Source organism: Paenibacillus xylaniclasticus (genome assembly GCF_004001065.1).
GTDB classification, from domain to species: Bacteria; Bacillota; Bacilli; order Paenibacillales; family Paenibacillaceae; genus Paenibacillus_T; species Paenibacillus_T xylaniclasticus.
In genome coordinates this window covers 37,575-51,806 of record NZ_BIML01000026.1, presented here as the reverse complement: position 1 = coordinate 51,806, position 14,232 = coordinate 37,575, and the positions used below count along the sequence as shown (strand labels likewise).

Here is a 14,232-nt window from a genome sequence, read left to right as displayed (position 1 = left end):
TCGAAGAGGACATGGGGGAAGGAATAGGCGCTGCATGCCAATGCCGCTCCCTTGTCACTTCCGCGGCGATTCGTTATACTAAGCGTAAGATGATTGGTTCGAAGCGGAATGGATATATCGTTTCGGCTTCGATCCTGCACGATTTAATTCGACAAAGGCTTGGAACAGGAGAAGCACGTGAATATAGGAATTCGCAGAGAGGACAACCGTCATGCGGAGGCTCATCTTATGGAGAGAGCGGTACGTATAAGGCTGCAAGTTGTCTAGTTCCGACGCGATGCTGATGCACCTGGGAGCCTTGCTCCGATCCGACTGCATTTGATACGTCGTATCTTATTTTGGCGAACAGCCAAGCTTAAGGGAAGGACGTTATGCTGACGGGGTAGGCGGCAACGGAATGCCACCGTTATCAGGCATATGAGATGAACGCGCATGCTATATTTAACTTCCAGCAAGCTGCCAGTACAATGGCAAGAGCGTTCAGGCAGAGTGGAACCGCGATTATACGCCTCTGCAGTCCGATGTGGACTGTGGAGGCTTTTTGCATATAACGAACCTAAGGAAGTATTGGCGATCGTTGAAGAATGCCTTTGAAACGGCTTTAGGAGGTATAGCAGCGGATCTTTTGATTTTTGCACTAATACACACATGACGGTGTTGGCATACCATGGTCCGGACAACCGGACATGAGAGGAAGGGGGAGTCGGAGTGTTCAAGCAAATTCGTTCGGATATTCAAGCGGTATTCGATAACGATCCTGCGGCTCGAAGCCGCCTGGAGGTCGTGTTTACTTACTCGGGTCTGCACGCGATATGGGCACATCGGATTGCGCACCGTTTTTATAAACGAGGATGGTTCACTATCGCGCGAGGTATCTCGCAATTCAGTCGCTTCATGACCGGTATCGAGATTCATCCCGGAGCACGGATCGGCAAACGGTTATTCATCGATCATGGCATGGGTGTCGTCATTGGGGAAACGTGCGAGATAGGCGATGACGTTATTATCTATCAAGGGGTGACGCTCGGCGGAACCGGTAAGGAGAAGGGCAAACGGCATCCGACGATCGGCAATAACGTAGTCATTGCATCCGGAGCGAAGGTGCTCGGCTCGTTCAAGGTCGGCGACAATTCCAATATCGGGGCGAACTCGGTCGTCTTGCGTGCTGTGCCGGAGAACAGCACGGTTGTCGGCATTCCAGGGCGAATCGTCAGACGTAACGGCGAGAAGGTAAACGACCGGCTTGATCATACCAACTTGCCGGACCCAGTCGTCGAGATGCTGCGTATGATGCAGAAGGAAATTACAGACCTCAGACATGAGGTGCGCGAATTGAGGGCGCTTCAGGGGAAGTCCCAGGAGAAAGTGCCCGTACTCGAAGGAGAATCGATCAAATGACGCTATCTATTTACAATACGATGACTCGCACGAAGGAGGAATTCGTGCCGCAGCAGCAGGGCAAAGTGAAGATGTACGTATGCGGACCGACCGTATATGACTATATTCATATCGGCAATGCGCGTCCGGTTATCTTTTTTGATGTGGTGAGACGCTATCTAGAAGCACTCGGCAAGGAAGTGACGTATATCGTCAACTTCACGGATGTTGACGATAAGCTGATTCGCAAAGCGGAGCAGCTTGGCACTACTGTGCCGGAAGTAGCCAATACATTCATTGCTGCATTCAACGAAGACATTGAAGCGCTTGGCGTTCATAAAGCGACTCGCAATCCGCGTGTTACGGACCATATTCCGCTGATCGTCGATTTTATCCAGGCACTAGTGGAGAAAGATATCGCATACGAGAGCGGCGGGGACGTATATTTCCGTACGAGCAAGTTCGCTGAGTACGGCAAGCTGTCGCATCAGAATACGGAAGAGCTGCAGCATGGCATTCGGATCGAGGTTGGCGAGCGCAAAGAGAATGCGCAGGACTTCGTCTTGTGGAAAACGGCGAAGCCAGGTGAAATCAGCTGGCCTAGTCCTTGGGGAGAAGGCCGTCCGGGCTGGCATATCGAGTGCTCGGCGATGGCTCGCGAGTATTTGGGCGATACGCTCGACATTCATGGCGGAGGCCACGACCTGCAGTTCCCTCACCATGAGTGTGAGGTGGCGCAGTCGGAATCGCTGACAGGAAAGCCGCTTGCCCGTTACTGGATGCATAACGGTTATATTCATATCAATAATGAGAAAATGTCGAAGTCGCTCGGTAACGGCATTACGGTTCGGGAACTGCTGAAACGTATCAAACCGAATGTCATTCGTTACTTCATGCTGACGACGCACTACCGCAGTCCGCTGAACTTTAGCGATGACACGGTGAAGCAAGCGGAGAACAGCGTAGAGCGTATCGCGAACTGCGTATCGAACCTGCGCCACCGGCTTGCTTCGCTCGGTACAGACAGCACGTCTTGGCAAGGCTCGGTCTCTGGCAATGATGAGCTCGATGCTCGTCTGCAGGAGATCGACGCACGGTTTACCGCGAAGATGAACGATGACTTTAATACACCGGATGCAGTAACCGCACTGTTCGAGCTCGTGTCGGAAGCGAATGGCGTAATGCTGAAGCAAGACGTGTCTGTCGGTGAGCTTCACGCGCTGCTTGCGCTGTTCGAGAGGTTTGATCGAATTCTTGGCTTGCTGCCGGTTCAGGACGATGCGGCGGATCTGCTCGACGAGCAGATTGAGAAGCTGATCGCTGAACGTACGGAAGCACGTAAAGCGAAGAATTGGGCGCGAGCTGACGAAATTCGTGATCTGCTTGCAGCGGAGAATATCGTGCTCGAAGACACGCCGCAAGGCATTAAGTGGCGGCGCAAATGAGCGGGAATGAACGAGAAGCTAAGCTGGAAGTGCACGATCTGCTCTTTCATGAGCCAGCCAAACCGGCAAGGCTAATGAATCCGGTTGTGCTCGCCTATGCGGGCGATGCAGTGTATGAGCTGCTCGTCCGCCAATATTTGATATCGAAGCCGAATCACAAATCGCATGAGCTGCATCGGGAAGCGACCAGGCGAGTGTCGGCCAAGGCGCAGCGGCTAACCCTTGAGCGTCTAATGCCGCTGTTGACGGAAGAAGAGGCGGACATTGTGCGCAGAGGGCGCAATGCCAAGTCAGGCTCGCCGCCGAAGAACGCGGATCCCGCTGATTATCGGCACGCAACGGCGCTGGAAGCGCTGTTCGGCTATTTGTTCTATGAACGGCGCGGGGCAAGAATCGGGGAGCTGCTGGCGGTCGCACTTGATGAAGAAGGGCTGAAGTCGCCCCAGGAGGAATTATGATGAAACAACACCGTCAACCTTTTAAACAAGAACGCCGCCGCTCCGATGGACAATCGGTCCGTACGACTGAGCGTGCTAGAGAAGAGGAGCTGACAGGCGGCGAAGAAATCGTTGCCGGCAAGCATCCCGTTCTAGAGGCGCTGCGATCAGGCAGAGAAATTAATAAAATATGGATAGCTGAAGGCGCGCAGAAGCATTTGACTGCTCCGATCGTGGCGGAAGCCAAGCAGTTGGGAATTATCGTTCAATTCGCCGATAAGCGCAAGCTTGATTCGATGGCAGGGGAGGTCGCCCATCAGGGAGTTATTGCCCAGGTGGCGCCTTATCGCTACTACGAAGTGGACGAGCTGCTTGAGGCGGCGAAGGCGAAGGGCGAGACGCCGTTCCTTCTGCTACTGGACGAGATTGAAGATCCGCACAATCTCGGTTCCATTCTTCGGACGGCGGAATGTACAGGGGTGCATGGCGTTATCATTCCCAAGCGCCGTTCAGTCGGCCTCACTGCGACGGTAGCGAAAACGTCAGCAGGAGCTGCTGAGTACGTTCCGGTTGCACGGGTAACGAATCTGGCGCAGACAATTGAATCGCTGAAGGAACAAGGGGTATGGGTAGCGGGGACGGACGTTGCGGCGGAACAAGACGTCTATCGTACGAAGTTCGATATGCCGCTTGCGCTGGTTATTGGCAACGAAGGCAAGGGGATGGGACGCCTCATACGAGAGAAGTGTGATTTCCTTGTGAAGCTGCCTATGGCTGGCAAGCTGAACTCGCTCAATGCATCGGTAGCCGCTGGCGTTCTCATGTACGAAGTGCTGCGGCAGCGTCGGGGCGTATAACGATGAACCGGAAGGGAGACGTGCTTCTGGTCGACGGCTACAATATAATCGGCGCATGGCCGGTGCTGAACCGTCTCCGCGATCGGGATCTAGAGGATGCACGGGATGCATTGCTCGATATGCTGGCGGACTATCAAGGATTTACCGGGATGCTGGTGTACGTCGTCTTTGACGCTCATCAAGTTCCCGGATTAGGGGCTAAGTTCAAGCAGCATAAGCTGATGGTCGTCTATACGAGGGAGAAGGAAACGGCGGACGAATGCATCGAGCGGCTTGTGTCGGAATTAACGATAAGAGGCCGTGACATCTATGTTGCGACCTCTGATATGACGGAGCAGCATGTCGCATTCGGTAAAGGAGCGCTTAGAATATCAGCCCGAGAGCTTCTGATCGATGTCGAGCAGAAAAGGAAGCTGATTCAAGCGACACTGCGGGAAGTGGAAGCAAAGCCGTCCAAGCGGAATACGCTCGATGGGACGCTGTCTCTAGACGTGAGAGCGAAGTTCGAAAGGATGCGGCGCGGGGAAGTGTAATATATATGTCAGAGGTGTATCATCATCCCTGACATATATATGACAAATAGCTAGCAATTTATTTACATATGCTTACAAAAATAGTACTTTGTAATAGCGAATGGAAGCTCGTTTCGGTTGACGTCTGGAAGTTACATAATGTATACTGTTTCTATGCTTGATAGAGTTTGAGTCGAGCAGTGCACGCCTTGCAGGCCGGAGGGATAGTTCGTGAGCATCGACCTCAAAGAAACGAGTACGGACGGATATGACTGCAGAACGGACGAGGATATCGTGGAGGCGGTCCGCGAAGGCGACAGCGAAGCTTTAGAGTATTTGATTAACAAGTACCGTAATTTCGTTCGCGCGAAAGCCCGTTCTTATTTTCTGATCGGAGCCGACCGGGAGGATATCGTCCAGGAAGGCATGATTGGCTTATATAAGTCGATTCGGGATTTCAAGGGGGACAAGCTGTCGTCGTTCAAGGCGTTCGCCGAGCTGTGCATTACGCGGCAGATTATTACGGCGATTAAGACAGCCACACGTCAGAAGCATATTCCTCTCAATTCATACGTCTCGCTGGATAAGCCGATATACGATGAAGATTCCGATCGTACCCTGCTCGACGTTATTTGCGGCACTAGGGTGTCTGATCCGGAAGAACTGATAATTAATCAGGAAGAGTTTGTTGGTCTCGAAGACAAGATGTCCGAGATACTGAGCGATCTTGAGCGTAAAGTGCTCATGCTGTATTTGGACGGAAGGTCGTACCAGGAGATTGCAGTTGATCTTGACCGACACGTGAAGTCGATTGATAATGCACTGCAGCGCGTCAAGCGCAAGCTGGAGCGTTATTTAGAGTTGCGGGATGTCGGAAGCTAGCATCTAGCTCGCAGGATGCTGAATGTTATGATAGAGTGCAATTATAAGAGGCGCGGAAGCGTCTCTTTTTAGTTGTTAGGTGTCATGTTGTAAGTGTAAGATATAGTAGAGTTATTCGTGATCGCACATAGAATAGATTTTGCGCTGTATGGCGAGGGATTGGATTGAATGACATGCGAAGGCGATAGAATATTGCAACTATGTCTATTTTACCAAAAATTGGCCATACTGCATCAAGAGTATCTGATGTACCTTAACTGTCATGGAAGCTAGTAACGATGCGGGGTTGCTCTTGTTCTTGGCCGAGAATGCTGTAGAATATATCGGCATTGACACGAAAATTGCGATATGATAATCTGTTTGGGTAGGTCCAAAACTGCAATTTTCAACCTATTGGCTCAAGAATCAATCATGATTCAGCATAAATGAGCAGCACCAAGTACAGCTCAGGAGGTGTACTTCAAATGCGGGTAATCATTACGTTGGCTTGTACGAACTGCAAACAAAGAAACTACGCAACGAACAAGAACAAGCGCAACCACCCCGACCGCATCGAGATGAAGAAGTTTTGCAAGTTTTGTAACGAGCATACTCCTCATCGCGAGACGAGATAGTCTATTGGAGGTGTGAACGTGGCTTTTTTGGCTAAGATGAAGCAAGGCTTCGGAACAACGTTCAGTTTCTTCGCAGACAGTTGGGCAGAACTGAAGAAAGTAAAGTGGCCGAGCCGTAAAGAGTTGACAAGCTATACGATTGTTGTACTCGTTACAATTGTGCTCGTGACAGTCTACTTTTGGGTTCTTGACATCGGGATCTCTGAATTGGTTGAACTGATTGTTTAAGAAGAGTCCGAAGGTGGATGGCTATGGAAAAACGGTGGTATGTAGTCCATACTTACTCTGGGTATGAGAACAAAGTGAAGGCGAACCTGGAACGCCGAGTCGAATCGATGGGCATGGAGGATAAGATCTTCCGCGTGCTCGTTCCGATGGAAGAAGAAGTGGTGAACAAGGACGGGAAGAAGAAGACCGTCATGCGTAAAGTTTACCCCGGCTACGTCCTGGTGGAAATGATTCAAACGGATGACTCCTGGTATGTCGTTCGCAATACTCCCGGTGTAACGGGCTTCGTCGGTTCGACAGGGTCCGGATCTAAGCCGACTCCGCTGATGCCGGAAGAAGTGGATCAAATTTTGAGACACATGGGCATCGAGGAGCCGAAACCGAAGATCGAGTTCGAACTGAAAGAAACCGTCAGCGTGAAGGTAGGGCCTTTCGCGGGCTTTGTCGGCACGATCGAAGAGATTTTGCTCGATAAGAGCAAACTGAAGGTACACGTCAACATGTTTGGCAGGGAGACCCCACTTGAGCTTGATTATACACAGGTGGAGAAGATATAATAATCTGGTTTCCGAAAGTCGTCGGCGCCTCCGGCGAATCGGAGCCGAGCTCCGAGCATAAGGGCATTACTGGTTTAAGGAGGTGTTTAGAATGGCAAAGAAAGTCATCAAGATGGTTAAACTGCAAATCCCAGCAGGCAAGGCTAATCCGGCACCGCCGGTCGGTCCAGCACTCGGTCAAGCAGGCGTAAACATCATGGCGTTCTGTAAGGAATTCAACGCTCGTACAGCTGACCAAGCGGGCCTGATCATTCCTGTCGTAATCAGCGTATTCGAAGACCGTTCGTTTACGTTCGAGACGAAGACGCCGCCGGCAGCAGTATTGCTTCGCGTTGCAGCAGGTATCTCCAAAGGATCCGGCGAACCGAACAAGAAGAAAGTTGCAACGGTGAAACGTGCGAAAGTGCGTGAAATCGCTGAGCAAAAAATGCAAGACTTGAATGCAGCATCCGTGGAAGCGGCAATGCGCATGGTCGAAGGTACGGCGCGCTCGATGGGCGTTGTTATCGAAGACTAATTCCAATTCGTACATTGTGACGGATTGCGCCTAATGGCGGCGTGTGATGTTGTTGTACGTCTCACGTGACAGTGGGAGGATCATCCGCAAGGAGGATATTCCGCTACTACCACACAGGAGGTTATTCCAAAATGGCTAAACGCGGTAAGAAATACGTGGAAGCTGCTAAGCTGATTGACAGCGAAGCAACTTATGAAGCACTCGAAGCAATCGAGCTCGTGAAGAAAGCCGCTTCGGCGAAATTCGACGAGACGGTTGAGGTCGCGGTACGTCTGGGTGTAGACTCGCGTAAACAAGACCAAGCAGTTCGCGGCGTTGTAGTCCTGCCTCACGGCACGGGTAAAACGAAACGCGTTCTCGTATTCGCCAAAGGCGAAAAAGCAAAGGAAGCAGAAGCTGCCGGCGCAGATTATGTTGGTGATTCCGACATGATCAACAAAATCCAACAAGGTTGGTTCGACTTCGATGTCTGCGTAGCTACGCCGGACATGATGGCTGAAGTCGGTAAACTCGGCCGTATTCTCGGTGGTAAAGGCCTCATGCCTAACCCTAAAGCTGGTACAGTAACGTTCGACGTTGCTAAAGCAGTTGCTGAAATCAAAGCTGGTAAAATCGAGTACCGTCTTGATCGCGCAGGTCAAATCCTTGCTCCGATCGGCAAAGTATCGTTCGACTCTGAGAAGCTCGCTGAGAACCTCAAAACGTTGATCGATGCGCTGAACCGTGCTAAACCAGCATCGGCTAAAGGCGTGTACCTGAAAAACATTGCAATCTCTTCGACGATGGGCCCTGGCGCTCGTCTGAACGTAGCATCGTTCCGTTAAGAGATTCGCGCTAACTTCGAATACGCATACCGTAGACAGTAGGTGCCGGGAACGGCTTAATTTCCTACCGAGGTGTTATGATATAGTGTTTGTCTCTTCCGCTTAGGAATAAACAGACCATCATGGCCTTCGCATCGTCTGCGAGGGCCTTTCTCATGCATCACGGACGGGGAAACGCAAAAGACGGAATGTGCAATATTTTACGGGAGGTGTACAGAATGGCAAACGCAAAAATCATCCAAGAGAAACAACTGGTTGTTGATGAAATCGCTGCGAAGCTTCGCAACAGCTCGACTACAGTTGTAGCGGACTACCGTGGTTTGAACGTAGCGCAAGTTACGGAGCTTCGTAAAGAGCTTCGTGAAGCTGGCGTTGAGTTCCAAGTATTGAAGAACTCGCTCGTTCGTCGTGCAACGGCATCCGCTGAGCTTACGGAACTGGACGCTGTTCTTACGGGTCCAACGGCAATCGCGTTCGGCGTTAACGACGCTGTTGCTCCTGCCAAAATTCTGAATAGCTTCGCCAAGAAGAACGAAGCTCTTAAGATTAAAGGCGGCGTTGTTGAAGGCCGTGTTGTAGGCGTTGACCAAATCAAAGCGCTGGCGGAGCTTCCGTCCCGCGAAGGTTTGTTGTCCATGCTCCTCAGCGTGCTCCAAGCTCCAGTTCGCAACTTCGCACTGGCAGTCAAAGCCGTATCGGAGAAGCAAGAAGCACAAGCTTAATGAAATGTCCTGCCGCCTAATGAGGACGGCATAGCAACACCATACCAATAACTTAATTTTATGGAGGTTTAACCATGTCTAAAGAGCAAATCTTGGAAGCCATCAAGGCTATGACAGTTCTCGAACTGAACGATCTGGTAAAAGCAATTGAAGAAGAATTCGGCGTAACGGCTGCAGCTCCAGTAGCAGTAGTAGCAGGCGGCGGCGCAGCTGAAGCAGCTGAGCAATCCGAATTCGACGTAATCCTGACGAACGCTGGCGCGTCCAAAATCAACGTAATCAAAGTTGTTCGCGAACTGACGGGTCTCGGCCTGAAAGAAGCGAAAGAAGTTGTAGACAACGCTCCTAAAGCGCTGAAAGAAAAAGTTTCGAAAGAAGAAGCTGAAACGATCAAAGCTAAGCTGGAAGAAGCAGGCGCTACGGTAGAAGTAAAATAATCTCGTTTACGAGATGGCGAACCCCTTGGAGCTTAACGGCTTCGAGGGGTTCGTTCCTGTTATGCAACTCTATTAGGAGTTAGGAGAGACGACCGTGTCAAATCATTATTACTCGAGGACGCCTGAGGCGGCGCATGACCGCAAAGTACATGAGACGGAGCTGCGCGGTTTCCGATTCAAGTTCATAACTGATGCCGGCGTATTCTCCAAATCGGGAATCGATTACGGAAGCCGAGTATTAATCGAAACGATCGACATCCCTCCTGATGCCAAAGTTCTCGACGTTGGGTGCGGGTACGGTCCAATTGGCTTAACGTGCGCTAAGCTTGCTGCTCGCGGGCATGTTACGATGATCGATATTAACGAACGTGCAGTCCAGCTTGCGAAAGAGAATGCTAAGCTCAACGGCATAGGCAATGTTACACTGCTGCAGAGTGACATCTATGAAGCTGTGCGAGACGAGAGGTATGACGTTATTGTAACGAATCCACCGATAAGGGCAGGTAAGGCGGTCGTACATCAAATATTCGAGGAAGGGTACGAGCTGCTGAAGTCTGGAGGAACGATGTGGGTCGTCATACAGAAAAAGCAGGGCGCTCCTTCAGCTGAAGCAAAGCTTGCGCAGCTTTTCGGAACAGTCGAAGAAGTAACGAAGGACAAAGGGTACCGTATTTTTAAAGCGACTCACGAATGATAAGAACAATCGTAACTAATTGTTGACTTGACATTTCGGTTGTGATATTATTATAAAATGTCAGTATTAGACTGGGCTATTTCTCTTTAGCCAGCTAAAATGTCAAGAACAAAATTCGACCGCATCATGCATAGAAAATAACAAGATGACGTATAATGTTTACGTTTTGGGCAAAATTACTGTAGTATGAGCCTCTATGCTGTGATTCGGTCTATCATGCTCCGGCTGGTTGCTCTTTCATCGAAATCATTTCGGGATCGAGCCTTTTCCTTACGAGATAAGAAAGCGATCAAGCAATAATCAACGCCTCCTTATCTCGCGAGGAAAAGCGCCGCCCGGACCTTCCTTTGTAGAAGGTGCCGTAAGGAGTTGTAACTCACAAAGATTTAAAGTCGTCAAGCGAAGCTGGGTCTGTGAAAGGCGGACATTAGCTTCGCTTGACGGTCTGAAAACTTCCTCAGATAGACGGAAAGCATCAGGTTGATGCAGCGACCGTCGCGGAAGTTTTTATTGTTTTACGATACGTAAGCTGTGAAGCAGACATGAGGGGTGAGGTTAAGTTGGCAGGACAACTTGTTCAGTATGGTCGACGCACGCGGAGAAGTTATGCGCGCATTAACGAAGTGCTCGAGGTTCCGAACCTGATTGAAATCCAACAAAAATCGTACGAGAAGTTTCTGGAAACCGACTTACTTGAGCTGTTCCAGGACATTTCGCCGATTCAGGACTTTACGGGCAATCTGTCACTCGAATTTATTGACTATAGCTTAGGTGAGCCTAAGTATTCAGTTGATGAGTCAAAAGAACGCGACGTTACGTACGCGGCTCCACTTCGTGTGAAAGTGCGTCTCCTTAACAAGGAAACGGGCGAAGTTAAAGAACAAGAAGTGTTCATGGGCGATTTCCCGCTTATGACCGAGACGGGCACGTTTATTATCAACGGTGCAGAACGGGTAATCGTCAGCCAGTTGGTCCGCTCCCCTAGCGTCTACTTCAGCACGAAGGTCGATAAGAACGCTAAGCGTACCTACACGGCGACGGTTATCCCGAACCGCGGTGCATGGCTGGAGCTTGAGACGGATGCTAAGGACATCATTTATGTCCGTATCGACCGTACTCGTAAAATTCCGGTTACGGTATTGCTCCGCGCTCTGGGCTTTGGTACGGATGCCGAAATTTTGGACCTGCTCGGGCAAGATGAATATATACGCAATACGCTGGACAAAGACAACACCGATTCGACGGAGAAAGCGCTCATCGAAATTTACGAGCGTCTTCGTCCAGGTGAACCGCCTACACTCGAGAATGCGAAGAGCTTGCTCGTCGCGCGCTTCTTCGATCCGAAGCGTTATGATCTTGCGAACGTAGGTCGTTACAAAATCAACAAAAAGCTGCACATTAAGAACCGTCTGTTCAATCAGCGCCTAGCTGAAACGCTTGTCGATCCGGCTACGGGCGAAATTATTGCAGAGGCTGGCCAGCTTGTTGATCGCCGCCTTCTGGATGAAATCTTGCCGCGTCTAGAGAGCAATGTCGGCTTCAAGACCTACCATGTATCGAATGGTGTTCTGAACGCTGATGAGATTCCTCTGCAGACGATTAACGTATTCTCGCCGATCGAGGACGGTAAAGTCGTGAAGCTCGTATCGAACGGTATTATCGATAAGTCGGTTAAGCATATTACTCCGGCAGATATTATCGCATCGATCAACTATTTTATTAACCTGCTGCACGGCATCGGCAACACGGATGACATCGATCACCTGGGTAACCGTCGTCTCCGTTCCGTTGGCGAGCTGCTTCAGAACCAATTCCGTATCGGTCTGTCCCGTATGGAGCGCGTCGTTCGCGAACGTATGTCCATACAGGATGCGAATGCCATTACGCCTCAGGCGCTAATTAACATTCGTCCGGTTATTGCATCGATCAAAGAGTTCTTCGGTTCGTCTCAGCTGTCTCAGTTCATGGATCAGACGAACCCGCTTGCTGAATTGACGCATAAACGTCGTCTATCGGCACTCGGACCGGGCGGTCTGACACGCGAACGCGCGGGCTTCGAGGTTCGTGACGTGCATCCTTCCCACTATGGCCGGATGTGCCCAATCGAGACGCCAGAGGGACCGAACATTGGCTTGATCAACTCCCTGTCTACGTTCGCCCGTATTAACGAGTACGGCTTTATCGAAGCTCCGTATCGTCGGGTTGATCCTAAGACAGGCATTGTATCGGATCAGATCGATTACATGACGGCTGATGAAGAAGATAACTACGTCGTTGCACAGGCGAACGCTAAGCTGACGGAAGAAGGCAAATTCGCAGAAGATATCGTACTCGTTCGTTACAACAAACAGCGCGATAACATTCTGACGATGCCTAGCGATCGCGTTGACTATATGGACGTTTCGCCTAAGCAGGTTGTATCCGTCGCTACGGCGCTCATTCCGTTCCTTGAGAACGATGACTCGAACCGCGCGCTCATGGGTTCCAACATGCAGCGGCAAGCCGTTCCGCTTCTTATTCCGAAGGCTCCGCTGGTAGGAACAGGAATGGAGCATAAGTCAGCTAAAGACTCCGGAGTATGTATTGTATCCAAATATGACGGTGTCATTGAACGGGTAACAGCAAATGAGATTTTGCTTCGCCGGGTTGAAATGGTTGATGGCAAGCCGGTGCAAGGAGATCTTGTTAAACATAAACTGCACAAATTTATGCGTTCCAACCAAGGAACGTGCATTAACCAGCGTCCGATCGTTCACAAAGGCGATGTGATCCGCAAAGGCGATATTCTCGCTGACGGTCCTTCGACGGAGCAAGGCGAATTGGCGCTGGGCCGTAACGTTGTCGTTGCCTTCATGACTTGGGAAGGCTACAACTACGAGGACGCGATTCTCCTTAGCGAGAAGCTTGTGAAAGAAGATGTCTATACGTCGATTCATATTGAAGAGTATGAGTCTGAAGCACGTGACACGAAGCTCGGACCAGAAGAAATTACGCGTGATATCCCGAACGTCGGCGAAGAAGCGCTGAAGAACCTTGACGAGCGCGGAATTATTCGTGTTGGTGCTGAGATTAGTGCTGGCGACATTCTCGTCGGTAAAGTAACGCCTAAGGGCGTAACTGAGCTGACTGCTGAAGAGCGGCTCCTGCATGCAATCTTCGGTGAGAAGGCTCGTGAAGTACGCGATACCAGCTTGCGCGTGCCACATGGTACAGACGGCATTGTTGTGGACGTTAAAGTATTTACCCGTGAGAACGGCGATGAGCTGCCTCCGGGCGTTAACCAGCTCGTTCGTGCTTACATCGCTCAGAAGCGTAAAATTTCCGAGGGCGACAAGATGGCAGGACGCCACGGTAACAAGGGTGTCATCGCGCGCATTATGCCGGAAGAGGATATGCCGTTCCTGCCGGACGGAACACCGGTTGAAGTCGTACTGAACCCACTGGGCGTACCTTCGCGGATGAACATCGGTCAGGTACTCGAGGTTCACCTTGGTATGGCGTGCAAACGTCTCGGCATTCACGCTGCTACACCGGTATTCGATGGAGCACGCGAGAATGACGTGTTCAACGCTATGGAAGAAGCAGGTATGCAGCGCAACGGTAAGACAATCCTGTACGACGGCCGCACGGGCGAGCAATTTGAACGTGAAGTAACGGTCGGCGTCATGTATATGATTAAGCTCGCGCACATGGTTGACGATAAAATCCATGCCCGCTCGACGGGACCTTACTCGCTCGTTACGCAGCAGCCGCTTGGTGGTAAAGCGCAATTCGGCGGTCAGCGCTTCGGTGAGATGGAAGTATGGGCGCTTGAAGCGTACGGCGCAGCCTATACGCTCCAAGAGATCCTGACCGTCAAGTCGGATGACGTTGTAGGCCGCGTGAAGACTTACGAGTCGATCGTCAAAGGCGAGAATGTTCCAGAGCCAGGCGTTCCTGAATCATTCAAAGTATTGATTAAGGAGCTTCAAAGCTTGGGTATGGACGTGAAGATTTTGTCTGAGGATGAGCAAGAAATCGAAATGTTGGAAATCGACGACGAAGAAGACGGCACAGGCGACAAGCTCAATTTGAACTTGGAAGGCGCCGAAGCTGGAATCGAATAAGCGATACTTGACGAAGGAGGGTT

The 14,232-nt window shown here is 50.7% G+C and carries 15 protein-coding genes and 1 other annotated feature; all 15 genes read left to right on the top strand.

Going from position 1 to position 14,232, the window contains the following annotated elements; all coding sequences use genetic code 11:
- Positions 1-708 precede the first annotated feature (708 nt).
- The 15 genes from cysE to rpoB all read left to right on the top strand — a co-directional run bounded on the left by cysE (position 709) and on the right by rpoB (position 14,209).
- Positions 709-1,398 (top strand): serine O-acetyltransferase, encoded by a 690-nt coding sequence (cysE, locus tag PXY01_RS18325; protein WP_127571937.1) that lies wholly within the window; start codon positions 709-711, stop codon positions 1,396-1,398.
- A complete protein-coding gene (gene cysS / locus PXY01_RS18320) occupies positions 1,395-2,822 on the top strand; it encodes a cysteine--tRNA ligase (RefSeq protein WP_127571935.1) in 1,428 nt (475 codons plus the stop codon). The genes cysE and cysS overlap by 4 nt, the downstream gene beginning before the upstream one ends.
- Positions 2,819-3,280 (top strand): Mini-ribonuclease 3, encoded by a 462-nt coding sequence (locus PXY01_RS18315; protein ID WP_127571933.1) that lies wholly within the window; start codon positions 2,819-2,821, stop codon positions 3,278-3,280. Before cysS ends, PXY01_RS18315 begins: the two co-directional genes overlap by 4 nt.
- Positions 3,280-4,116, top strand: coding sequence for a 23S rRNA (guanosine(2251)-2'-O)-methyltransferase RlmB (gene rlmB, locus PXY01_RS18310; protein ID WP_127571966.1), 837 nt, complete (start codon positions 3,280-3,282; stop codon positions 4,114-4,116). Before PXY01_RS18315 ends, rlmB begins: the two co-directional genes overlap by 1 nt.
- 2 nt (positions 4,117-4,118) lie before the next feature.
- The gene (locus PXY01_RS18305) at positions 4,119-4,649 is read left to right on the top strand and encodes an NYN domain-containing protein (RefSeq protein WP_127571931.1); all 531 of its coding nucleotides are present in this window, start codon (positions 4,119-4,121) and stop codon (positions 4,647-4,649) included.
- A gap of 210 nt (positions 4,650-4,859) precedes the next feature.
- Positions 4,860-5,510 carry an RNA polymerase sporulation sigma factor SigH gene (sigH, locus tag PXY01_RS18300; RefSeq protein WP_127532443.1) on the top strand — a complete coding sequence of 217 codons (651 nt, stop codon included), beginning with the start codon at positions 4,860-4,862 and terminating at the stop codon, positions 5,508-5,510.
- Between the two features lie 464 nt (positions 5,511-5,974).
- Positions 5,975-6,124: a 50S ribosomal protein L33 gene (gene rpmG / locus PXY01_RS18295; RefSeq protein WP_127532442.1), complete on the top strand. Its 150-nt coding sequence runs from the start codon at positions 5,975-5,977 to the stop codon at positions 6,122-6,124.
- Between the two features lie 18 nt (positions 6,125-6,142).
- The gene (gene secE, locus PXY01_RS18290; RefSeq protein ID WP_127532441.1) at positions 6,143-6,352 is read left to right on the top strand and encodes a preprotein translocase subunit SecE; all 210 of its coding nucleotides are present in this window, start codon (positions 6,143-6,145) and stop codon (positions 6,350-6,352) included.
- Between the two features lie 23 nt (positions 6,353-6,375).
- A complete protein-coding gene (nusG, locus tag PXY01_RS18285) occupies positions 6,376-6,909 on the top strand; it encodes a transcription termination/antitermination protein NusG (RefSeq protein ID WP_127571929.1) in 534 nt (177 codons plus the stop codon).
- Between the two features lie 91 nt (positions 6,910-7,000).
- On the top strand, positions 7,001-7,426 hold the full coding sequence (gene rplK, locus PXY01_RS18280; protein WP_127571927.1) for a 50S ribosomal protein L11: 426 nt from the start codon (positions 7,001-7,003) through the stop codon (positions 7,424-7,426).
- Between the two features lie 131 nt (positions 7,427-7,557).
- Positions 7,558-8,250 carry a 50S ribosomal protein L1 gene (gene rplA / locus PXY01_RS18275; protein WP_127571925.1) on the top strand — a complete coding sequence of 231 codons (693 nt, stop codon included), beginning with the start codon at positions 7,558-7,560 and terminating at the stop codon, positions 8,248-8,250.
- An 11-nt stretch (positions 8,251-8,261) separates the two neighbouring features.
- Positions 8,262-8,413 (top strand) — a sequence feature (ribosomal protein L10 leader region).
- A 55-nt stretch (positions 8,414-8,468) separates the two neighbouring features.
- On the top strand, positions 8,469-8,972 hold the full coding sequence (gene rplJ / locus PXY01_RS18270; protein WP_127571923.1) for a 50S ribosomal protein L10: 504 nt from the start codon (positions 8,469-8,471) through the stop codon (positions 8,970-8,972).
- A 74-nt stretch (positions 8,973-9,046) separates the two neighbouring features.
- Positions 9,047-9,409: a 50S ribosomal protein L7/L12 gene (gene rplL, locus PXY01_RS18265; protein WP_127571921.1), complete on the top strand. Its 363-nt coding sequence runs from the start codon at positions 9,047-9,049 to the stop codon at positions 9,407-9,409.
- 94 nt (positions 9,410-9,503) lie between these two features.
- A complete protein-coding gene (locus PXY01_RS18260) occupies positions 9,504-10,103 on the top strand; it encodes a class I SAM-dependent methyltransferase (RefSeq protein WP_127571919.1) in 600 nt (199 codons plus the stop codon).
- Between the two features lie 560 nt (positions 10,104-10,663).
- Positions 10,664-14,209, top strand: a complete 3,546-nt coding sequence (gene rpoB, locus PXY01_RS18255) for a DNA-directed RNA polymerase subunit beta (protein WP_127571917.1) — start codon at positions 10,664-10,666, stop codon at positions 14,207-14,209.
- Positions 14,210-14,232: the final 23 nt, after the last annotated feature.

Coding starts and splice junctions, on each gene's coding strand:
- cysS (WP_127571935.1), top strand. CDS start 1,395: ATGACGCTATCTATTTACAATACGATGACTCGCACGAAGGAGGAATTC.
- PXY01_RS18315 (WP_127571933.1), top strand. CDS start 2,819: ATGAGCGGGAATGAACGAGAAGCTAAGCTGGAAGTGCACGATCTGCTC.
- rlmB (WP_127571966.1), top strand. CDS start 3,280: ATGAAACAACACCGTCAACCTTTTAAACAAGAACGCCGCCGCTCCGAT.
- PXY01_RS18305 (WP_127571931.1), top strand. CDS start 4,119: ATGAACCGGAAGGGAGACGTGCTTCTGGTCGACGGCTACAATATAATC.
- rpmG (WP_127532442.1), top strand. CDS start 5,975: ATGCGGGTAATCATTACGTTGGCTTGTACGAACTGCAAACAAAGAAAC.
- nusG (WP_127571929.1), top strand. CDS start 6,376: ATGGAAAAACGGTGGTATGTAGTCCATACTTACTCTGGGTATGAGAAC.
- rplK (WP_127571927.1), top strand. CDS start 7,001: ATGGCAAAGAAAGTCATCAAGATGGTTAAACTGCAAATCCCAGCAGGC.
- rplA (WP_127571925.1), top strand. CDS start 7,558: ATGGCTAAACGCGGTAAGAAATACGTGGAAGCTGCTAAGCTGATTGAC.
- rplJ (WP_127571923.1), top strand. CDS start 8,469: ATGGCAAACGCAAAAATCATCCAAGAGAAACAACTGGTTGTTGATGAA.
- rplL (WP_127571921.1), top strand. CDS start 9,047: ATGTCTAAAGAGCAAATCTTGGAAGCCATCAAGGCTATGACAGTTCTC.